Origin of the sequence: Ruegeria halocynthiae, from assembly GCF_900106805.1 — a bacterium.
GTDB classification, from domain to species: domain Bacteria; phylum Pseudomonadota; class Alphaproteobacteria; order Rhodobacterales; family Rhodobacteraceae; genus Ruegeria; species Ruegeria halocynthiae.
Map to the genome: position 1 here is coordinate 1773606 of NZ_FNNP01000001.1, position 26314 is coordinate 1799919.

General features: G+C 56.4%; 25 protein-coding genes and 1 tRNA gene. 11 read left to right on the forward strand and 15 right to left on the reverse strand.

All coding sequences use genetic code 11. The features are described from left to right. Positions 1–59: 59 nt before the first annotated feature. The 6 genes from BLU89_RS08845 to BLU89_RS08875 all read right to left on the reverse strand — a co-directional run bounded on the left by BLU89_RS08845 (position 60) and on the right by BLU89_RS08875 (position 7089). Complete coding sequence (locus BLU89_RS08845) at positions 60–1757, reverse strand: ATP-binding protein (RefSeq protein ID WP_074736139.1); 1698 nt, start codon at positions 1755–1757, stop codon at positions 60–62. A 10-nt stretch (positions 1758–1767) separates the two neighbouring features. Next, complete coding sequence (locus BLU89_RS08850; RefSeq protein WP_074736141.1) at positions 1768–2796, reverse strand: SIR2 family protein; 1029 nt, start codon at positions 2794–2796, stop codon at positions 1768–1770. Between the two features lie 597 nt (positions 2797–3393). Beyond that, positions 3394–3470 (reverse strand) — tRNA-Arg (locus BLU89_RS08860). A gap of 64 nt (positions 3471–3534) precedes the next feature. Then, the gene (locus BLU89_RS08865) at positions 3535–4917 is read right to left on the reverse strand and encodes a sensor histidine kinase (protein WP_083347697.1); all 1383 of its coding nucleotides are present in this window, start codon (positions 4915–4917) and stop codon (positions 3535–3537) included. Positions 4918–4935: 18 nt separating this feature from the next. Next, positions 4936–6354 carry a dihydrolipoyl dehydrogenase family protein gene (locus BLU89_RS08870; protein WP_074736145.1) on the reverse strand — a complete coding sequence of 473 codons (1419 nt, stop codon included), beginning with the start codon at positions 6352–6354 and terminating at the stop codon, positions 4936–4938. Between the two features lie 3 nt (positions 6355–6357). Continuing rightward, the gene (locus BLU89_RS08875) at positions 6358–7089 is read right to left on the reverse strand and encodes a TVP38/TMEM64 family protein (RefSeq protein ID WP_074736520.1); all 732 of its coding nucleotides are present in this window, start codon (positions 7087–7089) and stop codon (positions 6358–6360) included. A 297-nt stretch (positions 7090–7386) separates the two neighbouring features. On the opposite strand from BLU89_RS08875, the gene rpmH reads away from it, so the two are divergent. The 11 genes from rpmH to BLU89_RS08930 all read left to right on the forward strand — a co-directional run bounded on the left by rpmH (position 7387) and on the right by BLU89_RS08930 (position 16275). Beyond that, complete coding sequence (rpmH, locus tag BLU89_RS08880) at positions 7387–7521, forward strand: 50S ribosomal protein L34 (protein ID WP_005980833.1); 135 nt, start codon at positions 7387–7389, stop codon at positions 7519–7521. Positions 7522–7546: 25 nt separating this feature from the next. Next, on the forward strand, positions 7547–7969 hold the full coding sequence (gene rnpA / locus BLU89_RS08885) for a ribonuclease P protein component (RefSeq protein ID WP_074736522.1): 423 nt from the start codon (positions 7547–7549) through the stop codon (positions 7967–7969). Continuing rightward, positions 7966–8193 carry a membrane protein insertion efficiency factor YidD gene (gene yidD / locus BLU89_RS08890; protein ID WP_074736147.1) on the forward strand — a complete coding sequence of 76 codons (228 nt, stop codon included), beginning with the start codon at positions 7966–7968 and terminating at the stop codon, positions 8191–8193. Before rnpA ends, yidD begins: the two co-directional genes overlap by 4 nt. A gap of 44 nt (positions 8194–8237) precedes the next feature. After that, complete coding sequence (gene ttcA / locus BLU89_RS08895) at positions 8238–9131, forward strand: tRNA 2-thiocytidine(32) synthetase TtcA (protein WP_074736149.1); 894 nt, start codon at positions 8238–8240, stop codon at positions 9129–9131. Positions 9132–9201: 70 nt separating this feature from the next. After that, a complete protein-coding gene (locus BLU89_RS08900; protein WP_074736150.1) occupies positions 9202–10743 on the forward strand; it encodes a bifunctional diguanylate cyclase/phosphodiesterase in 1542 nt (513 codons plus the stop codon). A 126-nt stretch (positions 10744–10869) separates the two neighbouring features. Beyond that, on the forward strand, positions 10870–12693 hold the full coding sequence (gene yidC / locus BLU89_RS08905; protein WP_074736152.1) for a membrane protein insertase YidC: 1824 nt from the start codon (positions 10870–10872) through the stop codon (positions 12691–12693). After that, entirely contained in the window at positions 12690–13427 is a 738-nt protein-coding gene (locus tag BLU89_RS08910; protein WP_074736154.1) for an MOSC domain-containing protein, read from the forward strand. The genes yidC and BLU89_RS08910 overlap by 4 nt, the downstream gene beginning before the upstream one ends. Beyond that, positions 13424–14077: a ribosome biogenesis GTP-binding protein YihA/YsxC gene (yihA, locus tag BLU89_RS08915; protein WP_074736156.1), complete on the forward strand. Its 654-nt coding sequence runs from the start codon at positions 13424–13426 to the stop codon at positions 14075–14077. Before BLU89_RS08910 ends, yihA begins: the two co-directional genes overlap by 4 nt. A gap of 60 nt (positions 14078–14137) precedes the next feature. Beyond that, positions 14138–15001 (forward strand): acetylglutamate kinase, encoded by an 864-nt coding sequence (argB, locus tag BLU89_RS08920; RefSeq protein ID WP_074736158.1) that lies wholly within the window; start codon positions 14138–14140, stop codon positions 14999–15001. Between the two features lie 21 nt (positions 15002–15022). Beyond that, positions 15023–15724 carry a ferredoxin gene (locus tag BLU89_RS08925; protein ID WP_143030533.1) on the forward strand — a complete coding sequence of 234 codons (702 nt, stop codon included), beginning with the start codon at positions 15023–15025 and terminating at the stop codon, positions 15722–15724. Then, positions 15721–16275 carry a SixA phosphatase family protein gene (locus BLU89_RS08930; RefSeq protein WP_074736160.1) on the forward strand — a complete coding sequence of 185 codons (555 nt, stop codon included), beginning with the start codon at positions 15721–15723 and terminating at the stop codon, positions 16273–16275. Before BLU89_RS08925 ends, BLU89_RS08930 begins: the two co-directional genes overlap by 4 nt. Here BLU89_RS08930 and BLU89_RS08935 read toward each other — a convergent pair. From BLU89_RS08935 to BLU89_RS08975, 9 genes are all read right to left on the reverse strand, one after another. Next, the gene (locus BLU89_RS08935; protein ID WP_074736162.1) at positions 16272–17063 is read right to left on the reverse strand and encodes an amino acid ABC transporter ATP-binding protein; all 792 of its coding nucleotides are present in this window, start codon (positions 17061–17063) and stop codon (positions 16272–16274) included. The two genes, BLU89_RS08930 and BLU89_RS08935, sit on opposite strands and share 4 nt — an antisense overlap. A 12-nt stretch (positions 17064–17075) precedes the next feature. Beyond that, a complete protein-coding gene (locus BLU89_RS08940; RefSeq protein WP_074736164.1) occupies positions 17076–18380 on the reverse strand; it encodes an amino acid ABC transporter permease in 1305 nt (434 codons plus the stop codon). Between the two features lies 1 nt (position 18381). Further along, entirely contained in the window at positions 18382–19650 is a 1269-nt protein-coding gene (locus tag BLU89_RS08945) for an amino acid ABC transporter permease (protein WP_074736165.1), read from the reverse strand. A 129-nt stretch (positions 19651–19779) separates the two neighbouring features. Beyond that, positions 19780–20796 carry an amino acid ABC transporter substrate-binding protein gene (locus BLU89_RS08950; protein ID WP_074736526.1) on the reverse strand — a complete coding sequence of 339 codons (1017 nt, stop codon included), beginning with the start codon at positions 20794–20796 and terminating at the stop codon, positions 19780–19782. 206 nt (positions 20797–21002) lie between these two features. Continuing rightward, positions 21003–21710 carry an ATP12 family chaperone protein gene (locus BLU89_RS08955; protein ID WP_074736167.1) on the reverse strand — a complete coding sequence of 236 codons (708 nt, stop codon included), beginning with the start codon at positions 21708–21710 and terminating at the stop codon, positions 21003–21005. Between the two features lie 4 nt (positions 21711–21714). Beyond that, positions 21715–22386: an HAD-IA family hydrolase gene (locus BLU89_RS08960; RefSeq protein ID WP_074736169.1), complete on the reverse strand. Its 672-nt coding sequence runs from the start codon at positions 22384–22386 to the stop codon at positions 21715–21717. Next, a complete protein-coding gene (locus BLU89_RS08965; protein WP_074736171.1) occupies positions 22383–23426 on the reverse strand; it encodes an RluA family pseudouridine synthase in 1044 nt (347 codons plus the stop codon). Before BLU89_RS08965 ends, BLU89_RS08960 begins: the two co-directional genes overlap by 4 nt. Positions 23427–23530: 104 nt before the next feature. Further along, on the reverse strand, positions 23531–24844 hold the full coding sequence (locus BLU89_RS08970) for a replication-associated recombination protein A (RefSeq protein ID WP_074736173.1): 1314 nt from the start codon (positions 24842–24844) through the stop codon (positions 23531–23533). 3 nt (positions 24845–24847) lie between these two features. After that, a complete protein-coding gene (locus BLU89_RS08975) occupies positions 24848–26233 on the reverse strand; it encodes a trypsin-like peptidase domain-containing protein (protein ID WP_074736175.1) in 1386 nt (461 codons plus the stop codon). Between the last annotated feature and the right edge of the window lie 81 nt (positions 26234–26314).

Sequence of the window (26314 nt, forward strand, 5' to 3'; positions counted from 1 at the left end):
CCTAGATGAAATTCTACATCTGTCCTATCGAAGCGTGCCTTTGCTCCTCCGGACCGAAATTAGTTACGAACTTTTTGGTTGCGCCAAGTATCCAAAATTTCAGCGACATTTAAGTCGACCGGTTCTTCGCTCCATAGCGCTGTAAAGGAAGCATCGGCGCTATCTGGAGCAGGGTCAGGTGCATCCACTTTGATGCGCGTAGGCATCATCATTGAATCACCAATCAAGATGGCTTCACCACGCCTTAGCGAAGCGAACATTGACGTTATCCCTCGAACGGAATCAGGAAGCAGGTTGCGAACGTACGACTGGTCGTCCGGGTTTGAAATTCTCAAGCACAGAAAACTCCCGCACTGCGATAAAATCGTGGACGACATTTCCCTCGGTCGCTGACTAATGACTGCTAGACTTATTCCGTACTTTCGACCTTCTTTTGCGATCCTTTCGGCCGACTCTCGTGGGGCTTGGTTAGATCCTGAGTCGCTCAGATAGATGTGAGCTTCATCGGCGAAAATGGATATGGGAAAGCGCGACCCCTTGAGGCGGCTATGCCAATAGGAGAAGTCAAACAGACACCTGAGAGTTAAGGATATCAACGAACCTCTGACGTCAAAGGGTACAGGGCTCAGGTCAAGAACGACTATCTTTTTCCTATTTGAAATCTCCTCTCCCAAGAGCTTGCGAAACAGGTCATCCATTGAGGCACTGGAGTTATATGTCTGGGGTTTGAAGATCAGGTCATAGCGCCGGTCGTTTAGCCGAGATTCCAGCCTCATTAGAAGGCGGGTAAACTGCCCATGGAGTGGCCCCTTAACTTTTTTCGTACTACCCTGAACCATTTCGACATCCAAACGCCGAAATTCATCAACGATCTCCATAAGGTCGAAATAGACCGGCGTATCGATAGTAATTTTTTCTAGACCGAGAGCAGCATTCTCGGGGTGATTCTCCTTCGCAGATTGCAACAGCTCTTTAAACTTGGCGTTTTGGTTCGGGGCGCTAGACTCTGCTCGATCAATCATGAGCGAAAGAATTTCCTCTGCGTTCATCAACCAATAGGGCATCTCGATGTCGGCGGCAGAGATTACCTCGGCTTCATCCCCAAATGCCGAAGCATACTCTCCATGCAGATCAAGCAGGAGGACGGTCGATTGTGGGAATTGTGCAATCTTCTGGAGGACAGAGGCAACCGTCCAAGACTTTCCCCCACCCGTTTGCCCTAGTATCGCAGCATGACGGCCAAGGAATGCATCAAGGTTCAGTTTTGCTTCTTGCTCAGGCAGAAGGGATAACTTCCCCAAAGAAAAGTTCCCTTCGGCAAAGCTTGTGTAGATGTCATTTATTGTTGAAGGGAGGACGGCGAAAACGGGGGCGTTTACTGTTGGTAAGACATTGGTTCCCCGTTCGAAGTCTCCGTCTGAATCTATTGTTCCAATCGGAATCGTCACAAGCTGCCGCGAGACTTGGTCGATAACAAAGTCGCCCGTAGTAACGGCTTCCTTGGCTTCTGTCACGCCAACATTTGCTTCTCGCATCCGTGTTTCTGTGACAAGACATAGCAAAGTGCCGTTTGGCAAAGACAGCTCAACAAACGATCCGGGCTGGCCTATTAGAATGTTCACCGGACCATCTGGAGTGGAGACGTCCACCGCCATCTCTTCAGGCACACCAACAGTTTTCTCTTCGTCAAATTCAATTAGTGATACGGCAATTGTATCGCCTTTAACCTCAATTACTTTTCCGATTTGGTGCTTCACCGCGTATCTCCTAAAATAGCTCGACAAACTTGCTGAACATCCAGGCTTCGCTTTCCTCTTCAGTCTCACGCCCGCCAATCACTTTTTTGTCTCGGCAAACATGAAGAACATTGGGGCGTGCACGTAGGTCACTCAGATCTGCAGGCTCGACTTCACAGAAGTTGCAGAGCGAGATGCCCCCGGACGAAATGTGGGGCTTCACTAAGCTGTCGTTAATGTGGCTGTCACCGAAGCTGAAACCGGAAGCTATCAAGTGTTTACAGCGTCTCCCTAAAACTGAGTTAGAAATGCGAAAGAGGCCGTCGTATGGTCCTGACAGAGTTTCAAATACCTTGCTTCGCCGCGGGAGTACCATACATCTTGCATCTTGCTCTACAATTGCACTCGGAGCAGCCTCAAAAACGCGATCACCTTTGCGATACCAAGACACCGATCCATGAAGCTTGACTAGTCTTATGGTCAAACCACTCTCGGGGGTGAACCTGGATCCAGAGGTTGTCCCAGATACGATCGAAAACTCCTGTTCTGAAAAGAACCTCTTTGTCGCGCCACAAAACCCATTTATCAGTTTCAAGCCAACTTCGGCGCAAGCCTCTTCAAGCAACAGATCATAGTTTGTCGTGAGAAACCAAACATTGGTAGGTCGGTCAAAAGCCCTTCTCTTGAGCCTTTCCAACAATTCAACTTGATTTGATATATCTGGATGAGAAACTCCCAGTATCGCATCTCGAACCAGCTCGCGGATCTTTTCTCTTAGGGACTGGAACTTCGGAAGCTGACTGTTTGTATGATGCTCGATTACTATGTCTGAGATTTCTTCGATGTTTGGCAATCCCTTGCCGTCATCATAGGTGAAGCCTTTGGTCGCCAGAGCTTCTTCCAATGCGGCCCTGTCGTCTGTCGACAAGGCTCCTACAACATCTTTCGTCAATCCAGACACTAGCGGGTAGCCTGATTCAAAAGATGTCCCTGCTCCAAAAAGGAAACCCAAATTATCTATACTAGTTCCTGCTTTTGGAACAAATTCTTCAATACCCAAAATATCACTTCTCAGTAATGGTGGAGATAATCTCGCACAACCGACGGTAGCGCAATAACCTGTGGCGAACCAGACCCAAAGCAAAGTGCCCGAACGGTGCAACTATTTGTTTAACGTCTGTTGTCCCACTGCACTGAAAAAGGAAGTTACCGCGGCTAAGCTCAGTTTCCGCTCACGCAGATTCACATGATGAAGGCGTCTTGTTCAAGAATAGTGACGGCAAAGCATGCCCCACCGCTCCTGTTTTCCTTGGGGCCAGCGGGATTTGGACAAGCCAAATGCCCCTGGCCATCAGGGGTAAGACGCTGCCTTCCCCCTCGGGCAACCCTATTAGACAACACCGTGTCCTCGGCTGCGCCTGCGGGCCGCACCACTATTGTCGAATAGCATTGCCTCGCCCCCATCCGCGTTCGCCACGTGGCAGATCAGCAGGAACAGGCGCCTTCGGCGTCTGATCTGCAAATCAGCCCTGATTTTACCAAAAGGAAGTCAGGATCAATGAAATCGGTCTAGGTGCTGGATGAAGGAAGTGAGGCGAAAATGGCAAGGTTCTGTCGCTGGTGGCAGAACTATGTGTCGCCTCACAAAAGAGATAAGTGGCGGACCGAGGAGGATTCGAACCCCCGACCCCTTGATTCGTAGTCAAGTACTCTATCCAGCTGAGCTATCGGTCCGCGTTGGTGAGGCGGTATTTAGACCTGGGGATCAGTGCGTGCAAGTCGATTCTTCAAAAAAACCTCAAAAAGTCATTTCCCCGCGTGGGAGCCTTATTTCAAAGGTTGTTCCCTCGGGTCCGGTGTCTTTCAGGAACAATTCCCCACCGTGCCCACGCACCAGCTCTTGTGAGATTGCCAGTCCGAGACCCGAGCCACCTTTGCGCACGCCCCCCTGAAACGGGGTAAACAGATTCTCTTGCGCTTTGGGTGGAAGACCCGGGCCTGTATCGCTGATTTCGATACACCAGTCTGATTCCTGCTCGGAGGCATATACGGAAATGCGGCCGGGTTTTCGGGACGTCGACAGCGCCTGTCGTGCATTGCGTACAAGGTTCATGATGACCCTGAAAATCTGCTCGGGGTCGGCGCGGACCACAAGATCCTCGGGCACATCATTTACGATCTCGACACAGGCATCCGCAAGCGCAAGCCTTTCGCTGCTGACAACATCCTCGGCAATGTCCCGCAAGCGCAACTTGGTTAATGTCGGGGCGGGTTCTTCCGCGCGACCAAAGGCCAGGGTGCTTTCGCACAGTGAGACGGCGCGTGTGATCGAGTTGACAAGTTTTGGCGCCATGCGAGCCACCAACGGATCATTGCTGGCCTCGATCCGGTCGGTGAACAGCTGAGCCGAAGTCAGAATGTTACGCAAATCGTGGCTAACCTTGGCCACCGCCCCGCCCAACTGCGCAAGGCGTTCGCGTTGCTTCAAGGCTTGTGTCAGATCGGTCTGGAGCATCTGCAAGGCCTCTTCTGCTTCGCGCAGTTCAGTCACCTTCGAGTTGGGTGAGATGATACCGCGCGCATCTTCAGGCGCGCTGGCATAGCGTTGCATGTAGCCAACCACGCTTTTGATCGGGCGCACCAGAACCACGCGCACGGCGAGAAACAGGAATGAGGCGGTGATGATGGAAATCACAAATGACAAGCCCAGAATACGAAGCCCGTAATCCGTCATCGCCATGCGCAACGGATCACTGTCCATCGTAACCTCGATCAGTAGACCCGCATCTTTTACCGGTGCTCCAATCACGCGAATGACTTCGTTTTCAGGCGTAAATAGACGTGAAGTAGCGTCGCGGATCAATATCCAGGCGCTGGCGTCGCGCAGGTCGTAGGTCTTGGTGATCTGATCCGGAATGGGCGAAGAGAGCATCAGCTGGCGCACTTCATCTCGGCGCAGCACGACGTTGTAGACGCCAGCATTGGCCAGCAGTTCAGCCTCAAGCTCTTCTGCCAGCATGTCATCGGCCAGCAGGGCCAGCGAAGCGATCTGGGCACGCTCCAATCGATTGAGCAGGAAATCCTCACGAAAGCGCGCAATTGAAGGCACAAAGATCAGAACCTCGGCCAACATGACGAAGACCGTCGTCAGGATCAGGAATCGGCCCGACAGCGAGTTCACTTTGTGCTCCTCCTTGAGTCAGGGAATCCAGCGCTGGACGAACCTGACCACACGTTTAACCGTTTGATTCTCAAACAGCCTTGGCGTGAAATAGGCACCCGCCACACGTTTGTTAAGCTCTCCGATCGTTGGGTAAGGTGAAACCATCGCCGCGATCTGGCCCATTTTGAGGTTATTCGCCAGCGCCAACGACCACAAGTTGATCAATTCGCCCGCCTGATGCCCCACGATCGTCGCACCGACGGGGCGGCCTTTTACGACCATCACCTTAATGAACCCCTTCGTTTTCCGGTCAGCAACTGCGCGGTCATTGTGGTGATAATCAAAGCGGGCGATTTCCAGAGCGTTCCCGTGCCGCGCACGCGCTTGCGTCTCGGTCAGGCCCACCTGCGCCAGTTCTGGGTCGGTATATGTCGCCCAAGGGATATGCGCCGTTTTTGCCTTGGTCAGCAGCCCAAACAGGGCCGAGCGAATGATGATCCCCGCCTGATACCCCGCCACATGGGTGAATTGCAGGCCGCCTGCGACGTCTCCGATGGCATAAACCTTGCGGTTTGTAGTTCGCAGTGATTCATTAACTTTGATGCCGGTGCGCGTGTGGTCGATCCCAGCAGCTTCAAGGTTCAGCCGGTCGATATTTGCCTTGCGCCCAACCGCCAGCAACAGGTGAGAGCCCGCGTAGATCTCTCCGTTCTCGGTCACGACTTCAACACCCCCCGTGTTGCCCCGAATCTGGGCCACCATGGCATCTTCATGGATCGCAACGCCTTCGGCCTGCAGGCTGCCCAGTACGACCGACGCGGCCTCGGGGTCGTCCTTGCCCAGCGCCTTCATCCCCTCGATTACCGTCACCTTACAGCCCAGACGGATATGCGCCTGTGCCATCTCCATGCCGATGGGGCCTCCTCCGATGATCAGAAGGTGCTCGGGCTTGTCGCGCAGGTCGAATATAGTCTCGTTGGTATAATACGGCACCTGATCAAGCCCGGGCAGCGGCGGCACCAGCGGCGAAGATCCGGTCGCGACAACAACACGGCGGGCGGTGATCAGGTGATCGCCAGCCTGAACCTGTGTAGGCGAGACAAAGCTGCCGTATTCGCGGATCACCTTGACGCCAAAGCCCTCGAACCGCTCCTGACTGTCCATTGGCTCGATCTGAGCAATCACGTCATGAACGTGGTCCTTAGCCGCAGCATAGTCGATCTGCGGCACCACATCCGCCACGCCATAAGCAGACACATGCGCCTGCCCGTAAGCGGCCTTACCGCTGGCCAACAGAGCCTTGGACGGAACGCAGCCAAAGTTCAGGCAATCGCCTCCCATCTTATGCCCTTCCAGCAAGACAACATCTGCACCCATCTGACTGGCCCCGGCGGCCACGGACAGCCCACCCGACCCGGCGCCAATAACCAGGATATCAGTCTTTAACTCTTGCATGGATCAGGTGTCCTTTCGGCCACGGAGGGATTTGATGACTATCGGCAACGCCGCAAGCACACTCAAGCCAATGATGGGACCAATGACAAACGGTTCCCACAGCAGAGACACATCCGGGGTCTCACCGCGGTCGAAGACACCGCCCAGACCGACGCCGATCCAAGTATAGACGATGCCGCCCGGAATGATGCCCAGCGCTGTGGTGATCAAAAAGTTGCGGAACTTCACGCCCACCAATGCGGGCACCAGATTGGCCACAAAGAACGGCACCACGGGAACCAGACGCAAAAGGAACAGGACCGAGATTTCATTCTCGCGCAGCCCGTCCTTTAGTTTCTTGACTGTCCCTTCCGAGGATTCCAGCCGCGCCGACAACGACCCGCCCAGCCCCCAACGTGCCGCAAGAAAGATGGCCGAGGCCCCGATCGTTGCGGCAAACACGTTGAACACCGTCCCGGCGAACAGACCGAACAGGAACCCTCCGGTCATCGAAGCCACTGCTGCACCAGGCAGTGAGAAGGCTACGATGACGATATAAAGTGCGATAAACGCAGCGGCCATGGCCCAGTAGTTGGCATCCCGCCACGCCAAAAGTGCCTCGCGATTGTCGCGCAGGGTCTCAAAGGTCAGGTAATCGCCTAGGGTGAAGAACCCCACCGCAGCGACAGCGAGAATCACCAGCAAAGGAATGTGGCGCGCTGCTCCGCTGCGCGCGGTCTGAGTCGTATCACTCATTGTGGTGTCCGGTTTGATGCGTTTCATTCTGGTTACAACATGCGCTGCCTGCGGGTCGTGCAACAGAGGCCTCACGCGGCGTTGATGTTTAAGGCTATGAATGTGAGGGTTTTGGGTGCAAAAACCCGGTATTTGAAACCTTTTGCGGGTGCCGGTTACAGAATTGTTGCAAAAGGCCCCAAAACCCCCACCTTGGGGTTTGACTTAGCACCCGCGACCCAGTAGAGGACGGGCTTCGAACACTAGGGCCAGGCGAATCCGCGCCGCACCCGACCGCTATAGATTGGAGACGGAGCGATGAAACGCACCTATCAGCCTTCGAACCTGGTTCGCAAACGCCGCCACGGTTTCCGCGCGCGCATGGCTACAAAAGCCGGCCGCAAAATCCTGAACGCGCGCCGCGCCCGTGGCCGCAAATCGCTGAGCGCGTAAACCGCTCACCGATCAGGTTATGAACATGACGCCGCCGGAGGCCCCTGAGGATGGTAGAAACCAACCGAGGGTAAAGCCCCCGGCGGCGTCCGTTTGCGTGCCTGATTCTCTGACCGTGCTGCAGAACCGCTCGGACTTTCTGAAGGCCGCGCGGGCAAAGCGGCAGGGCACTTCATCTATGATGGTGCAGGCCCGCAAGCGTGGTGCGGGCGAAGCGACCGGTATTCGCGTTGGTTTCACCTGCTCGAAAAAGGTTGGCAATGCCGTTGCCCGCAATCGCGCCAAACGCCGCCTGCGCGAGGCTGCGCGCGCTGTTCTTCCCAATCAGGGACGCGACGGATGGGATTACGTCCTGATCGGCCGCGCCGAGGTTACAGCCGCCCGTCCCTTTGAGGCTTTAAAAGACGATCTGCGCTATGCATTGCGCAAAGTGCATGGCGGTAAATGACGCTGCTTGCCCATATCCTCGCACTGCCAATCCGGGCCTATCGGCTGATCTTCAGTCCCTGGGTTGGATTCAATTGCCGCTACCAGCCGACCTGCTCGGCCTATGCACTGGAGGCGCTCGAGAAACACGGACCGATCAAGGGTACATGGCTGGCCGCTCGCCGCATCGGGCGGTGTCATCCGTTGGGTGGCGATGGCTATGACCCGGTACCAGATGACGAATGACCGCCACTCTTGCCCGGTTCACACAACTGCGATAGGCCCACCCCATGTTCGACGAAGCTGACGATATCCACCCGCTCTTTGCCGGTGCGCCCTCGACTACCGAGTTCAAGAAGTTACGCAAGCGCATCGTCCGGCAGACCCGTGAGGCCATCGAGCAATACGGGATGTTCGACGCAAACGCCCATGACAAAGACGCCAAGCCGCCGCGCTGGCTGGTGTGCCTGTCTGGCGGCAAGGACAGTTATACGCTTCTGGCGGTGCTTTATGAACTGAAGTGGCGCGGGTTGCTGCCCGTCGATCTGCTGGCCTGCAATCTGGATCAGGGCCAGCCGGGGTTCCCCGCCACGGTGCTGCCCGAGTTCCTTGAACGTATGGGCGTGCCCCATCGCATCGAATATCAGGACACCTACTCCATTGTGGTGGACAAGATTCCGCAAGGCCGCACCTTTTGCGCACTGTGTTCACGTCTGCGCCGGGGCAATCTGTATCGAATTGCGCGCGCAGAAGGATGTTCCGCCGTAGTTCTTGGACATCACCGCGATGACATCCTCGAAACCTTCTTTATGAATCTCTTCCACGGTGGCCGTCTGGCGACCATGCCGCCCAAACTGGTGAACGAAGAGGGCGATCTGTTCGTCTTTCGCCCCCTCGCCCATGTCGCCGAGACGGATTGTGCGAAATTCGCGAACGCGATGAACTACCCCATCATTCCCTGCGACCTGTGCGGAAGCCAGGACGGACTGCAACGCCAGCAAGTAAAACAGATTCTGGATCAGTGGGAAAAGAACGCACCTGGTCGACGACAGGTAATGTTCCGGGCCCTTACCAATGCGCGACCATCGCATCTTCTGGACCCAAAACTGTTTGATTTCGCAGGTCTTTCGATCAGTCAGAATCAAAAAGACGAAAATTCAGGAGAAATTCCGCTGTTGCGTTAACGACTGACTCAGATTGGTTTTCTACGGTTGGCCTGCGCGATCATTGCCCAAGCCAAAGGCCGTAACACCGATGCGGAAATTTCTCTCTGTTGACCGATGTCTCGATACTATGCGGGTTCTTCTTACCGGGCCCCAGATTCTGGCCTTTGTCCCGGCCGTCTGTCTGGCCGCCTTCTGGCTGGGCGGCGAGCGCGCGCTTGTCACCACAGCACTGGGTTTGCCACTCGTTTTTGCCGCAACCGGCATTTGGGGCAGTCGGTCGTATACCGCAAGAAGCTCAGGAATGCGCCCCAGCGGTTCGGTCACCCATGACGTTTTCCAATCTGAAATGCAGGTTCTGAACGATGCGGCCAAAGCCAATGGCGAAAATGCCGCCTGCATTGCAATTGCCCTGGATGATTTTGCCGATCTTCAGGACCTGCACGGGCAGGCCGCAGCCAATCATATAAAGCAGCAGTTCAGCGATCGCATCTTATCCATCATCCGAAGCCGCGACCTGTTTTCCCAAATCGATCAGAACCGGTTCATAATCGGCCTTCACCCTTCGTCGCAGTTGGATCTTGAAGCCTGCATACAAATGTCAGGCCGCATCCAGAGTGCTGTCGAAGAGCCTCTTCTGCTTAATGGAGCGAGCGTCTATCAATCCTGCTCCATCGGGTTTTGTCTGCACTCGAACCAGCCTCAGGCCGAGGTTGAAGACTGGGTTGGTGCCGCGATCGCTGCGTTGGCCGAGGCGCAAAGAAGCGGACCGTCGACAATTCGCGCCTATTCAACAGCGACCCGCCGGCGATCACTAGTCCGGGCAAATCTGCGGAAAGAGTTCGAGGCGGCGCTGGACAGTGGCGAAATCCGCCCCTGGTTTCAGCCTCAGGAATCAACGGACACCGGCAACATCACCGGGTTCGAGGCTCTGGCGCGGTGGGAGCATCCGATCAAGGGTGTGCTAAATCCTCAGGTGTTCTTGCCATTCGCCGAGCAGGCCGAACTGATGGAAAGGCTGGGCCAGGTCATGCGTCATCACGCCTTCGAGGCGATGCGGGCCTGGGATCGTGCAGATCTCGTCATTCCCCGAATCGGCATCAATTTCTCATCAGAAGAGTTGCGCAACCCGGGGCTGATCGACCGTCTGAAATGGGAACTGGATCAATTCGAACTCACCCCGGACAGACTGGCGGCAGAGATTCTGGAAACCGTGTTCTCGCGCCGACCCGACGATGTGATCACCCGAAATGTAACTGGCATGGCTGCGTTGGGATGCTGCATTGATCTGGATGACTTTGGTACTGGCCATGCCTCGATCGCCTCGATCAAGCGCTTTGATGTCTCGCGTATCAAGATCGACCGGACTTTTGTGGCTAAGGCCGATAAAGATCCCAGTCAGCAGCAGCTTGTCAGCGCCATCCTGACAATGGCTGAACGTCTGAATCTCGAAACACTTGCAGAGGGGGTTGAAACCCCAGGTGAACATGCACTGATGGCGCAATTGGGCAGCGATCATGTGCAGGGGTTCGGGATCGCCAAGCCAATGCCGTTCGAGCAGACCCTTGATTGGATCACAGCGCACCGGGCCAAGCTAAGGGGCACACCAAAGATCGGTCGCAAAATGGGCTGAAATAATCAGATTCCTTGCGTAGAATCCTATCCGGTGATGAATTGAGGGGCGATTCCGCTTGACCTTTGGGGCTGCACTCTGTTGAACCCACCGGGTGTGTTTCACTGCTCAAGGTGGCTGTCCCCGATGGACGATCAGAACAAAAATCTCATCCTCGCAACCGTGCTCAGCTTTCTGGTGATCCTAGTTTGGTTCGTACTGTTCCCGCCGCCGGAACAGACCACCACACAGGAACAAGCCGAAATCGCAGCTCTGGAAGGCGAGGAAGTGCAAACCCCCAGTGCCTCCAGCACCGTGGGTGAGGCAACCGCCACCGCCGAGGAAACTCTGCCCGAAAAACAGGCGCCGCGCGTTGAAATCGATACACCCCGTCTGAAAGGCAGCCTGTCTCTGTCAGGCGGACGGATCGATGAGCTGTTTCTGAAAGACTACAAGGTCTCTATCGAAGAAGGCGCGCCCATTGTTGAGCTGCTCTCGCCGGTAGGCTCAGAATCGGCATACTATGCCCTATATGGTTGGGCCCCGGGCACCGGGCTGGCGGGTACGGATGTTCCCGGCCCCAACACCCTCTGGTCATTGGAAGAGGGTGAGGCCTTGGGCGTGGACAGCCCCATCACTTTGAGCTGGAGCAATGGCAATGGCCTGACGTTCCGCCGCATCATTTCGGTTGATCAGGACTATATGTTCACCGTAACCCAATCGGTTGAAAATGCGACGCAATCCGAAGTCGGCATGGCACCGTACGGCATTCTCGCCCGGCACGGGATTGGTGAGGACGGCGATCTGCCGGGTCTGAAAAACTTCTTCATCCTGCATGAAGGCGTGATTGGAATGGCGGATGGCACATTGTCCGAGGTCGACTATGGCGATGTGCGCGACTTTGACATTGACCCGAACGAACGCGCGCAAGCCGAGACTTATCAGGTCAAGGAAGACGGCTGGATTGGCTTTACCGACCATTACTGGATGACCACGTTGATCCCGGAACCGGGCTCAACATTCAAAGCCGCCGCAAAATACGATTCACGCCGCAAAATCTATCAAACCGAAACGGTGCTGCCGACAGTGACTGTCGCCCCCGGCGAAACCGCCGAAGTGACGACCCGCCTGTTTGCGGGGGCCAAGGAATGGGAAGCCATTCGTGAATATCAGTCCGAAGGTGTTCAGAAATTCATCGACAGCATCGACTGGGGCTGGTTCTTCTTCCTGACCAAGCCAATCTTCTGGCTGCTGCACAACATCAATGCCCTGATCGGTAACATGGGCTGGTCGATCATCGGCCTGACTCTGATCATCAAGGCTATCCTGTTCCCGCTGGCCTACAAATCCTATGTCTCGATGGCGAAGATGAAGGAACTGCAGCCGCAGATGGAAGCCCTGAAAGAAGCTGCGGGCGATGACCGCCAGAAAATGCAGCAGGGCATGATGGAGCTGTACAAGAAGGAAAAGGTAAACCCCGCTGCAGGCTGCCTGCCGATCCTGATGCAGATCCCGATCTTCTTCTCTCTGTACAAAGTTATCTTTGTCACAATCGAACTGCGCCAGGCCCCCTGGTTCGGACCGTTCCGCGACCTCAGCGCACCTGATCCGACGTCGATCATGAACTTCTTTGGCTGGATGCCCTGGGCAGGTCCCGAGCCCGGTACATTGATGGCGACCATCTTCCTTGGTATTTTGCCGCTGCTGCTGGGAATTTCGATGTGGCTGCAGCAAAAGCTGAACCCGGCACCAACCGATGCGACACAGGCGATGATCTTTGCCTGGATGCCTTGGGTGTTCATGTTCATGCTGGGTAGTTTCGCGAGCGGTCTGGTGGTTTACTGGATTGCGAACAACACGATCACCTTTACGCAGCAGTACCTGATCATGCGCAGTCAGGGTTATAAACCCGACGTGTTCGGAAACATAAAATCGGGTTTCAAACGCACACCCAAGACGGATGACAAATGAGCGGATCAGTCACCAGCCTTTGGCGGCACCCAATCAAAAGTCACGGGCGCGAATCCCTTGAAGAGGTAACAGTAATCCCCGGGCAGACCATGCCCGGGGATCGCGTTTGGGCAGTTGCCCATGAGGCTTCCAAAGCCGACGGATCAAAGTGGGTCCCCTGCGCGAATTTCAGTCGCGGCTCCAAGGCGCCAAAACTCGCCGCAATCTCGGCCCGCCTTGATCGGGATACACTGACGCTCAACCATCCTGAACGACCGCAGCTCAGCTTTGATCCCGAAACGCAACAGGGCGTGTTTCTGGAGTGGGTCAAACCGCTGATGCCCGCTGACCGGGCCGCCTCAGCACGGATCATCCGCGTACCGGGCCGGGGGATGACCGACAGTGATTTCCCATCGATCAGCTTGAGCAACATGGCTTCGCATCGCGCGGTCGAAGAGAAACTGACACAATCCCTGTCGATCGGCCGGTGGCGCAACAACGTCTGGTTTGATGGCCTCCCCGCGTGGGGTGAATTCGATTGGCTAGGACGAGAAATCCAGATCGGTGAAGCCGTGTTCGGCATTCGGGAACGGATCACACGCTGTCTGGCAACTACTGCCAACCCGGAAACGGGTGAGCGTGACGCCGACACGCTGGGCGCATTGAACAGTTGGGATCATCAGGATTTTGGGGTCTATGCCGAAGTGATCCGGGGCGGTGCCCTGCGGGTCGGTGACGGGGTGAAACTGTTATGACAACGCTCCCATTTCCGCTGGCTGAAGAACCAGACGATTTCTCGAAAGAGGCCGGGCGTAAGCTGTTTGCTGGACCGTCCGAGTTTGTGAAAGGCGTGGTCGCGATGGACGGCCTGCCTGCGCCGGATCGGTTAGAGGTTTGCTTTGCGGGCCGTTCAAATGTCGGAAAATCAAGCCTGATCAACGGCCTGACCGGAACCAAAGGGTTAGCGCGCGCGTCAAACACGCCCGGCCGAACGCAAGAGATCAACTTTTTCACACAAGGCCCCGAGCTCTATCTGGTCGACCTTCCCGGCTATGGCTATGCAAATGCACCGATCAAGGTGGTCGAAAAGTGGCAGCGGCTGCTGAAGCAATATCTGAGTGGTCGACAGACCCTGCGACGGGCCTTTGTCCTGATTGACTCGCGCCATGGGGTGAAGCCCGTGGATGCCGAGATCATGAAGCTGCTGGATACCAGCGCCGTCACCTTTCAATGCGTTCTGACCAAAGCCGACAAGGTCAAAGTGAAGGATCGGGAAAAAGTGCTGGATCAGGTACGCGGCGCGCTTTCGAAACACCCGGCGGCCTTCCCCGAGATTGTCCTAACTTCGTCCGAAAAAGGCGACGGAATTCCGACACTGCGTACGATCATCGCGCATCTGGAATAGCTTCGCCCTTGGCAGCGTCGTCCAAAGGTCCTAACACGGAATGCCAAAGAGACCTCAGCCATGAAGACACGTGAAATGAACCGGGATTGGATCGCCACCGCCGCCACTTTGAATAGCGCCCTGCCTTACCTGCAGCGCTATGATGGGGCCATTGTCGTCATAAAACTGGGCGGGCACGCCATGGGCAGCGACGAGGCGATGGAGAGTTTCGCACGAGACGTCGTTCTGATGCGTCAGGTCGGCGTGAACCCGGTGGTCGTGCATGGCGGTGGTCCGATGATCAACGCGATGTTGGACAAGCTGGATATCCAGTCCGAATTCGTGAACGGTAAACGCGTCACGGATAAACCTACTGTCGAAGTCGTTGAAATGGTTCTGTCCGGCCTCGTGAATAAACGCATTGTGCAGGCGATTAATGCGCAGGGCGGTATGGCCGTGGGCCTGTCCGGCAAGGATGCGCATCTTATGATGTGCGAGCAGACAGATGCCTCGCTTGGGTTTGTCGGCACGCCGTCCGAGATGAATCCCAAGGTGCTGCATGATTTGTTTTCTCATGATGTGATCCCAGTGATAGCACCGCTTGGTGCGGGGCAAAGCGGTGAAACCTTCAACGTAAACGGTGACACGGCGGCCGGAGCGATTGCCTCGGCCCTCAAGGCGGACCGCCTGCTGCTGCTGACGGATGTATCGGGCGTCAAGAACGCTGCGGGCGATGTCGTGACTGAACTGAAGGCGGGCCAGATTCGCGAGATGACACGTGAAGGCACCATCGCAGGCGGTATGATCCCCAAAACAGAAACTGCGCTGGGCGCGCTGCATAGCGGCGTCCGGGCGGTTGTCATCCTTGACGGGCGCGCACCAAACGCTGTTCTTTTAGAGTTATTCACTGAACACGGCGCCGGGTCACTGATCCGACCCGACTGAATCAACCCAGCCGGAGGCGTAATGGCACCGCAGATCGGACACAGTGCAAAAACGCAGACGTCAGCCGCCGGACCCTACGCTGTTGTAGAACACGCTGCTCGGGGTGCTGGTCTGATCGTGATGGGCGCGCTTCATCCGAGGCTGAGTAACGCCAAGCAACTACATGAGGGCACATTGATCCTGCTGGGGGCAGCCGGGGCGTTCTGGCCGGTTTTGAAAGACTCGCGTGAATGGCGAGAGGGTCAGCCTGATCCCGTTGACCGCTGGTCCGAGCGGGTGATCGGCCAACTGGCGCTGGAAATGAAGGCCACGCCCTACTATCCGTTTGGCGGCCCGCCTTACGCCCCCTTCATCGACTGGGCACTTAAATCCGAACGTACATTCAGCAGCCCGGTCGGGGCTTTGGTGCATGATACTGTCGGGATGATGATTTCCTTTCGCGGAGCTTTGCATTTCGCGGATGAGTTCGAGATTCCACTCGCATCGCATGGCTCTCCCTGCACAGACTGCCATGCCCCTTGCACCACAGCCTGTCCGGTGGAGGCATTGAATGCCCACAACTTCTATGACGTTGCTGCCTGTAAGGATTATCTCGTAACCCAGGCGGGGCAAAGCTGCCTGACCGAAGGCTGCATCGCCCGTCGCGCCTGCCCGTTCAGCTCGGGTGCGGAACGCCAGCCAGAACAGTCGGCACATCACATGGATGCGTTTCTCCGGCCATGACCCGTACTCTGATCCTGATCCGCCATGCCAAGTCCAACTGGGATGATCCCTCTGCCTTGGATCACGACCGCCCCCTGAGCAAACGCGGGCGCAAGTCGGCCCCGGCAATCGGTGGGTGGTTGCAAAGCAATGGTTGGCAACCAGATGAGGTTCTAAGTTCAGACGCCCTGCGCACGCGAGAAACGTGGGATCGGCTGGGATTGAGTGCCCCCAAAGTCGATTTCCGCCCAGCTCTTTATCTGGCTGCCCCTGATGAGATGCTTGCCGAATTGATGGCGTCCTCAGGTAACAGCGTGCTGATGCTGGGGCATAATCCTGGTATTGCGGCGTTCGCCAACAGGTTGGTGCGCCATCAACCAGTGCATCCTCGGTTCTCTGATTATCCGACCTGTGCAACGACCGTCATCCGCTTTGAAATTGCGGATTGGGCCTCTCTCAGTTGGGGCAGTGGCGAGGTTCTTGGCTTCACCACTCCACGCACTTTGCTGGAATGGAAAAAGGCGGGGAATGCCCCCGCCTTTCCGGTTTCCGGTTTTACGACTGAGACTTAGTGTCCCAGAATCTGACTCAGGAACAATTTGGTCCGTTCACTCTGCGGATTGTTGAAGAACTCTTCCGGTTCATTCTGTTCCACGATCTGGCCGGCATCCATAAAGATCACACGGTTGGCGACCTGACGTGCAAAGCCCATCTCGTGCGTGACGCAAAGCATGGTCATGCCTTCTTCGGCAAGTTCGATCATGGTGTCGAGCACCTCTTTGATCATCTCGGGGTCAAGTGCCGAGGTCGGTTCATCGAACAACATGATCCGCGGCATCATGCACAAGCTTCGCGCAATCGCCACACGCTGCTGCTGACCACCCGAAAGCTGGCCGGGATACTTATCCGCCTGTTCGGGGATTTTCACCTTTTCCAGGAAGTGCATCGCACGCTCTTCTGCCTCTTTCCTGGGCGTCTTGCGCACCCAGATCGGGGCCAGCGTGCAGTTTTCCAGAATGGTCAGATGCGGGAACAGGTTGAAGTGCTGGAACACCATGCCAACCTCGGACCGGATCTTGTCGATGTTCTTGAGGTCATTCGACAGCTCAGTCCCATCCACCATGATCGTGCCCTGCTGGTGCTCCTCCAGCGCGTTCAGACAGCGGATCAAGGTGGATTTGCCCGATCCCGACGGCCCTGCGATCACGATCCGCTCGCCTTGATTGACGGTCAGATTAATATCGCGCAGCACGTGAAAGGCCCCGTACCACTTATTCATGTTGTTGATTTCGATGGCGACCTCGTCGCTCACCTGCATCTTCGAGCGGTCAATTTGACGGTCAATTGCAAGTTCAGACATATGTTGAACTCCTTAATGGTGGCCAGTCTGAAGCTTGCGCTCCAGATACATGGAATAACGGGACATAGAGAAGCAGACGACGAAGAATAGCGCGCCAATAAAGGCGAACAGTTCCCAGTAGATGCCGTTCCAGGCGGTGTCAGCGCGGATGGCGGATGCCAGTCCGATTACGTCGAACAGCCCGATAATCGACACCAAAACCGTATCTTTGAAGATCCCGATGAATGTGCTCACAATGCCAGGAATTGAGATTTTCAAGGCTTGCGGCATGATGATCAGTCGCTGTGCCTGCCAGTAGTTCAGGCCCAGACTGTCAGCGCCTTCGTACTGACCCCGTGGCAATGCCGCCAGACCTCCTCGGATAACCTCAGCCATGTAGGCGGCCGAGAACAGGGTCATCATGATCATCACCCGCAGGATGATGTCAAAGTTGGTGCCCGGTGGCAGGAACAGGTTCAGCAACAGCGAGGCCACAAACAACAAGGTGATCAGTGGAACGCCGCGAATGAACTCGATAAAGCCCACGCACAGGTATTTGACGATCAGCAAGTCCGACTGACGGCCAAGCGCCAAAACGATACCGATCGGCAATGACACGCCAATGGCCACAACACCCAGCAGGATCGCCAGCATAAAGCCACCGAACTGACGGCTTTGCACGGCCTCGATACCGATTGGCAGGATCGAGTCCATTGCACCGACGAAATAGCTGGATAGAACCAACCACCAGATGATCGACGCAACGACGCCCAGAATGATACCAATCAGGCCGCTTATTTGTTTACTGGCAACGGTATAGACACCCCAGCCAATAACAAAACCCAACGCGGCTGAAATTGGTCCCCAAATTGTTCCACCCCACATCAGGAAGGGCAACAGGAATGGGTACGCGGCTGTAAGGATCAACAGCTTGGTTGGCACGCGCTCTGAATACAGAACTGGAGCCAGAGCAATCAACAACAGAACCAATGCCAGTATTGGGCGCCAGTACAAGTGGCTCGGGTAGAACCCGAACAGCAATTGCAGCCATCGATCATTGATCACCGCCCAACAAGCATGGCCGTGGGTCGAACCCCACTTGGCCATCATGATCTCGCGGCACTGGTTTAGCGAGTCGGCGTTCCAGACGGATTGGAAAGTCCATGGCAAAACGCCGGAAAGCACATAGTAGATCGCATACAGCGAAACCAGCGTCAGTATCGAGTTGAACCAACCTGAAAACAGGTTGTGCCTGATCCAGCCAATAGGGCCTACTTCGGATGCTGGTGGCGCTTGTTCCGGCAGCATTTCCGTGCGGACAAATGAAACATCACTCATATTACCGCTCCACCAATTTGACACTATTGTTGTACCAGTTCATCACTGCTGAGATGCTCAGCGAGATGCACAGATAGACCAACATCAGCAACAGAACACATTCAAGCTCACGCCCGGTCTGGTTCATGGTGATGCCACCCAATGTTCCCGTGATGTCCATATATCCGACCGCGATCGCCAGTGACGAGTTCTTGGTCAGGTTCAGATAGTTCGAGATCATCGGCGGGATGATTACCCGCAGTGCCTGAGGCAGGATAACCAGCCGCATAGTGCGACCCGGGCGCAGGCCCAGCGCAGATGCGGCCTCGGTCTGACCATGCGAGACGGCCAGAATACCAGCGCGCACGATCTCGGCGATGAATGCCGCCGTATAAAGCGACAAGGCCAACCAAAGCGCAATCAGCGAGTTGCGCATATGGGTGCCACCTTTGAAGTTGAACCCTTTGAGTTCTGGGTAACCCAGATGAAAGCCCAGAAGGCTGAGCAGGATGATCATCGGGACGAACAGAATACCCAACTGGATGTGCCAGATGGTTGGGCGATCGCCGGTCGCTTCCTGCTTGGCAGAAGCCCGGGCCGATACTTTCCGCATGAAAAAGATGCTACCTGCAAGAACAACGAGTACCGCAATCAGATCCAACGAGACATTGAAGCGAATGCTTGATGCTCCGAACAGGTGAATGTCGCCAAGACTGCGTGAAAACAGAAATTCCGGGATGTAGACACCGCGATTGGTGACGGCGACAGAATTGAACAAGTCCATCGTGGCCGTCGGGTTGTCGCCTCTGAATGCATTCGGTGCTGGAAGGCCTTCAATCAGGATGGCCATTGCCAGAACTATCCAGAGCAGAACAGGGACATTGCGGAACATCTCGACATAGACAGTCATGATGCGTGCAATCAGCCAATTATTCGACAGACGCAGGACGCCGACAAAAACACCAACAATCGTTGCCGTGATGCAGCCTAAGACTGCTACAACCAGCGTATTCAGCAGCCCGATAAAGGCCGCGCGCAGGTGGCTGTCGCGTGATGTATACTCTAACAGTCGCTGGTTGATGTCATAGCTTGCGGGCTCTCCGAAAAAACCGAACTCAACGGGTTTTCCCAGCGCCTCAAGGTTCTGAATTGTATTTGAAATGATCCAGGCTGCCAGAAGCATGAAACCGATCAGAGCGATAACCTGAATGGTCGCAGATCGATACCGCGTATCGTAAAGGAGCATGGACAGCCGGAAGTGCTCCTTCGGCGGGTCAGTGAGAGTCGTCATGACCTATGTATATCCCCGTGCATCCCGTCGTTATGTCGGCAGAGTTGATCTCTGCTCAAACTATCCGGGCGTGTTTCTTATTTATTGAGAAAGGGCGCAGGTTTCCCCGCGCCCTTACCCTTGGATGTCTTAGCGGAACGGCGGTGAGTACAGCAGGCCACCGTCGGTCCACTGTGCGTTCAGGCCGCGCGCCAGACCGATCGGGGTTTCTTCACCAATGTTGGTGGCGAAGATTTCACCGTAGTTACCACCAGCTTTGATCGCCTTGGCAGCCCAGTCAGCGTTCAGACCCAGCATTTCGCCCAGAGTACCTTCGGTACCTAACAGACGGTTCACCTCGGGGTTGTCGGTGCCAGCTGACATCTCGTCGATATTGGCCGAGGTCACGCCCAGTTCTTCAGCCGAAACCAGAGCATTCAGAGTCCAGCGGACAACGTCGCCCCACTCGTGATCGCCATGACGGACCAGCGGGCCCAGCGGCTCTTTCGAGATGATTTCCGGTAGCAGGACGTGCGCCGATGGATCTTCGAACGTGGCGCGTGTTGCAGCCAGGCCCGATGCGTCGGTGGTGTAAACGTCACATGCGCCAGCCAGATACTGCTGCTGCGCTTCAGCGTTGGTTTCGATCGGAACCGGCTCGTAGCTGATGTTGTTCGAGCGGAAGAAATCCGCCAGGTTCAGCTCGGTGGTGGTGCCGGTTTGGATGCAAACAGTCGCGCCGTCCAGTTCCTTGGCCGAAGTCACGCCCAACGCCTTGGGAACCATGAAGCCCTGACCGTCGTAGTAGTTCACGCCGGTAAATTCGAACTTCAGGTCGACATCACGGCTGAAGGTCCAAGTGGTGTTACGGGCCAGCATGTCGATCTCACCGGAAGCCAGCGCTGTAAAGCGCGTCTTGCCAGTTGTGGGTACGAACTCAACTGCGCTTGCGTCGCCCAGAACTGCAGCTGCTACAGCGCGGCACAGCGAAACGTCAAAGCCTTTCCACTCGCCATTTGCGTCAGGTGCAGCAAAGCCGACCAGACCGGTGGTCACACCGCAGTTCAGCTTGCCGCGTGCTTTGACATCGTCAACAGTCCCCGCCGCAGCTGCACCAGCAGCCAGGCCGGCAATCGTTGCCATGCCCAAGATTACGGATTTTTTCATTTTTACCTCTTCCTGATTTTCCACCTCTTTTAGAGATGGTTCGATCCAGCACATGCGCGCCAGAAAGGTTACCCAAAAGGTGTCTCCCCTTTAGTGGCCCGAGTTTGGGCGTATTCATCAACAAACGTCAAGGGCCGGATCAGGGAAAACGATTGGTCAATTTGGGCAAAATAGGGCTCAGAAACACGAATTGAGACCATTTGGTCTCAGATCGAGAGATCAAAGAACCGCTTGGCGTGCAGGAATGCCACCTTTTTGATTTCGGCGGCTGCGTGCGCTTCATCATCATGGCCCCATTGTTCGATCTGCCACAGTTCGTCCAAACGGGAAATGCGCCAAATCTCGTCCGGATTGCGCCACTCCTGTGCGGCGGCAAATCCAAGGATCAACGACCCGGACAAGCTCACGAGGTCATGAAACGCCGCCAGTTGGAAGGCGTTCAGGCCATGCACCCGATTGCGCAGTTGCTGCAGCACCTCGGTTGCCTGCGACTGATGCACCACGCCCACAAATGGAACCAGCCGGGCACCCAGCATTTCGGCAGCCCAATCCAACGCCGGGTCCCAGGCATCGGATTGCCGCTTTTGCAAAGCTTCGGGATGGGTCGCCCGATAACACAGCAGATCCGAGTCGCCGTAATCCGCCAGCATATCGGCAACCTCACCATGCTGGTGCTGCACTTTGTCGATTGCTGCGTTGGCCGATCGGGTGAAGGGCATCATGGTCGGGTCGATTTCTTTGTCCTGCGCGTCCCATTCCTGTGCAATCGCCTCGGCCATGGTGCGTGTGGGCAAGACCAGTGCTGCCTTGGCGGGCGTTTTGACCCGGCGACCGTCCAGTTCGACCGTGTATCCCCCGTCAGCCTCAACAACAGCGCCAGAGGTCCAGAAACGTTTCGGTTTCCAATCGCTCATCTCATCAGCCCCAGATCTTCGCCAGTGCGCCTGGCAGTTGTTCGAAAGTCTCGATCACATGCCGCGCCGCTTTCAAGGCCGAGCGATCATGATATCCCCAGCTGACCCCGATCCCGGCCACCTGCGCGGCTTTGGCCATATCCATGTCAAAGCTGGTATCGCCCACCATGGCCGCTTGCGCGGCATCAACGCCTGTCTCGGCCAGAGCGGTTTCGATCATCGACGGATGCGGCTTCGACGGGTGATGATCGGCCACCTGACGGGTCACGAAATACTGCTCAAGCTCATGCGCTTCCAGCAGCGCGTCCAGACCGCGCTGAGATTTACCCGTTGCCACCCCCAACAGCACTTCTGGCATGGCATGAAGCACCTCGATCACCTGACGCGCGTCGGGATAAAGTGGTGAACTTGCGGCGCCGAGCTCCAATCGCTGCGCGTGATAGGCCTGTTTGTACCCGTCAACCAACGCATCTTGCACCCGATCCGTCTGATCCGCAGCCAGACGGGCCATCGCATGGGGCAGTGACAAGCCTACAATGGACAGGATTGCGTCGCGACTTGGCACCGACAGCGATTGCGCCTGAAAACAAGCTGTCATCGCCGAAATAATGGCGCCCTGACTATCAACCAACGTGCCATCCACATCGAACAGGACCAGCCGCAACGGGGCGCTCATCGCAGTTCCTCGAACGGATCGTCAGTTGCCAGATCCTCGGTCCAGCCCAGAGTTTCCCAGCTATGCTTCATATGCTCCGGCAAAGTGGCCGTGATCGAAATGGGTTTTCGAGTTGCCGGGTGTTTAAATGACAAACTTCGGGCGTGCAGATGCAGTTTTTTGCTGATGACGCCACCCAACTGCGCGCCCCAGCCATCGCCGAGATTTTCCTGCCCCGACCCGCCGTATTTTCCATCTCCGATGATCGGGTGGCCGATCGCCGCCATATGCGCACGCAACTGATGGGTGCGCCCGGTGACCGGCTCCATCGCGACCCAAGCCGCTCGTCCCGCGACCCGGTACAAAGTGGCATAGAGCGTATGCGCGCGTTTTGCGCCGGGCGTATCGTTCACTTCGCTCGGATGCACAGCGATCATCTTCTCGCCTTCACCCTGTTTGCCGTGCCCCGGAGCCTTAACCAGACCAGTCTTGATCTCGCCCAAATAAGGGGTCGGAACCCCAGCAACGAGTCCCCAATAGATTTTTTGGGTGTTGCGATGCCGGAAGGCTGCAGTCAGCCCCTTGGCGGCCTCACGCGTGCGGGCCATCAACAGAACGCCGGATGTGTCCTTATCCAATCGATGCACAAGGCGCGGGTTCTCATCGTACCCAAATCGTAATGCCTCGGACAGGCTGTCCACATGGCGGGACTGACCGCTTCCGCCCTGAACCGGCAGCCCATGCGGTTTGTTCAGCGCCAGAACATCGTCATCTTTATAAATCACACAGGACTGGATCATCTTTGTATCCGCATCCGAGATACGATGTGTCACAACAGCCGGCTTATGATCGGCATCCGGCAATGGAGGTACCCGTACAGATTGCCCAACCTCGAGCCGGGCCGAGGCTTTGACGCGCCCGCCATCGACGCGCAACTCTCCTTTGCGGCACATCTTCTCAATCCGGCCTTGGCTGACATGGGGAAACAGACGGCGCAGCCAACGATCCAGCCGCTGGTCGCCATCGCCCTCTGCTACGGTAATCACCTGTACGCCGCTCATGCCATTGCCCCTTGTTCCGCACGGCTGATCCGCCCGGATTGTGCTTGTTTCATTGCCTTAGAAATCATGCGCGTCTGTCGCGCGCATCGCGTGCAGAGTCAAGCCTACCCCGGATTGCGCTGAGACCGCAGTTTGGCAAAATACTCCAACCGCTTTTTCAGCTCGCGTTCAAACCCGCGCTCGACCGGCTGATAGAGAACCGGTCGTTCCATATCATCGGGGAAATAGTTCTGGCCCGAAAACCCATCCTCGGCATCGTGGTCATAGGCGTAACCTGCCCCATAACCCTGATCTTTCATCAGCGATGTCGGTGCGTTAAGGATATGCTTGGGCGGTGGTTCGCTGCCCGATTGCTTGGCCAGCCGCATAGCGGCTCTATACCCCACATAGGCCCCGTTCGATTTCGGAGCGAGCGCCAGATAGACCAGCGCCTGTGCCAGCGCCAATTCACCCTCGGGCGAGCCCAGCCTTTCGTAGGTTTCCCAGCTATGCAGACAGATCGACTGCGCCTGCGGATCAGCCAAGCCGATATCTTCAACCGCCATCCGTGTGATCCTGCGCGCCAGATAACGCGGGTCTTCGCCGCCGGTCAGCATTCGCGCAAACCAATAGAGCGCCGCGTCCGGGTCTGACCCACGCACGGATTTGTGCAGTGCCGAAATTAGGTTGTAGTGCTCATCCCCTGACTTATCGTACTTCGCTGCCCGCCGCATCAGGCGCGTCGACAATGCATCGGAATCCAGAGGTGCATCCACCTTCCAGGCGGCAACCTGCTCGATCAGATTCAACAACGCCCGCCCATCCCCATCTGCCATCTCTTGCAACGCTTCGCGGGCCGCAGGGATCAGGGGCAAAGCTCGGCCCATCTCTTTCTCGGCGCGCTGAGTCAGGCGCTCAAGATCGGCAAGGCTGAGACGTTCAAGAACCAGTACCTGAGACCGACTGAGCAGCGCCGCGTTAAGCTCGAATGACGGGTTTTCGGTGGTTGCACCAACCAGCAGGATTGTGCCGTCTTCCATATGCGGCAGAAACCCGTCCTGTTGTGCTTTGTTGAAACGATGGATTTCGTCAACGAACAGCAAGGTGCCCTGCCCGTTCTGACGACGGATTTTGGCAGCCTCAAACACCTTCTTTAAATCCGGGACGCCGGTGAAAATCGCGCTGATCTGTACGAAATGCAGATCGGTTTCCTGCGCCAGCAATCGGGCAATCGTTGTTTTTCCAACGCCGGGCGGACCCCAAAAGATCAGGCTGGACAGGCTGCCCGAAGCCAGCATCACACCCAAGGGCGCATCCGGCCCCAACACCTGCTCTTGCCCGATTACCTCGGGCAAGGATTGCGGACGCAGCCGGTCCGCCAGCGGCCTGTGCGGTGCGGTCGCTGGCTCGGTGGACCCGGTATCGAACAGATCACTCACGGGTCACAGCCTGAATCGCAATGAGATTGAACGACCTCCACGCTCAATCTCGACTCGGACCCGGCGCCCAGGGTCGGTCAGGGCCTGGACGACATCAGCGGGAGCGGCGATTGTACCGCCGTTGATTCCGTCTAAAACATCACCTGCGCGCAATCCTGCCCGAGCGCCGTATGGGCCGGGATCTATCACAACAACGCCGGTCTGGGACAGTGGCAAACGATGCCGCACGATGACCGCTGGATTGACCCCGGACACCACCATGCCGGGCAGCGCCGTATCCTCACCCAATGTGGTTTCATCGGCAGCAGGTATTTCGGGCGCTTTGATCAGCGCAATCTCGATGTCCGCGCGACCCTCGCCCCGCATCCGGGTCAGGACCGACTTGCCGCCCACTCCGGCAATCGCCATGCGAAACTTCATCTCGGCCGGGGAATTCACCTCGTCCCCATCAACATGGGTGACCACATCACCAACCCGCAGGCCCGCCTCGGCCAGCGGGCTCAGCACATGCAGGTCGGATATTACAACACCCAGTGGGACAACCAAACCCAGAGATTCAGCGATATCCGCGCTCATGTGCTGTCCGGCCATGCCTGCCCAGGGGCTGATAAAGCTGTCATTGCCTGCCTGCGCTTGCCGCAGGAACTCGGCTACAAGATTGGCCGGGATAGCGAAGCCGATCCCGTTCGACCCACCGGAACGTGTCAGGATCGAGGTGTTGATGCCGATCAGATCACCATTGACGTCAATCAGCGCGCCGCCCGAATTGCCGGGATTGATTGCCGCATCCGTCTGAATGAAATACCCCCGCGCATTGCCCGTGGCTGTTCCAGTCCGCGCAAGCCCCGAGATGATGCCCGACGATACCGTCTGCCCCACACCAAACGGATTGCCGATGGCAAGGGTCAGTTCCCCCACCTCGACCTGATCAGAATCGCGCAACCGCAGAAAAGGCAATTCGCTTGCCTCGTTGAGCCTCAGGATCGCAATATCGCTTTCCTTGTCTCCCAAGACCACGGTGGCCGAATACTCCCGCCGGTCGGTTGTCACCACCTGGATCTCGGTTGCCGATCCAACAACATGGTAGTTTGAGACCACATAGCCATCCGCAGACAGGATGACGCCGGATCCCAGAGAATTCTGAACCCGGGGACGAGGATCACTAAATCCGCGGCCAAAGAAATCCTGAAAGAATGGGTCGGAAAAAAATGGGTTGGCCCGCCCTTGCCGAACGATCTTGGCATAGATGTTCACCACCGCCGGAGCAGCCTGCTTGACGACCGGGGCGAACCCAAGGCTGATTTCGGCCTGGTTTTTCGGAACATGCGTTTCCGCGGCGGCTGGCACCGTGCCCATCAGCAAGACAATGGAACACATAATTCTCAGCATAGTCGACCCTCCGGAAACACTGCCCATCGGATATGCGGGGCAGATAGCGGGAATGCAAGTGGCTTGGGGCCTTGGCCAATT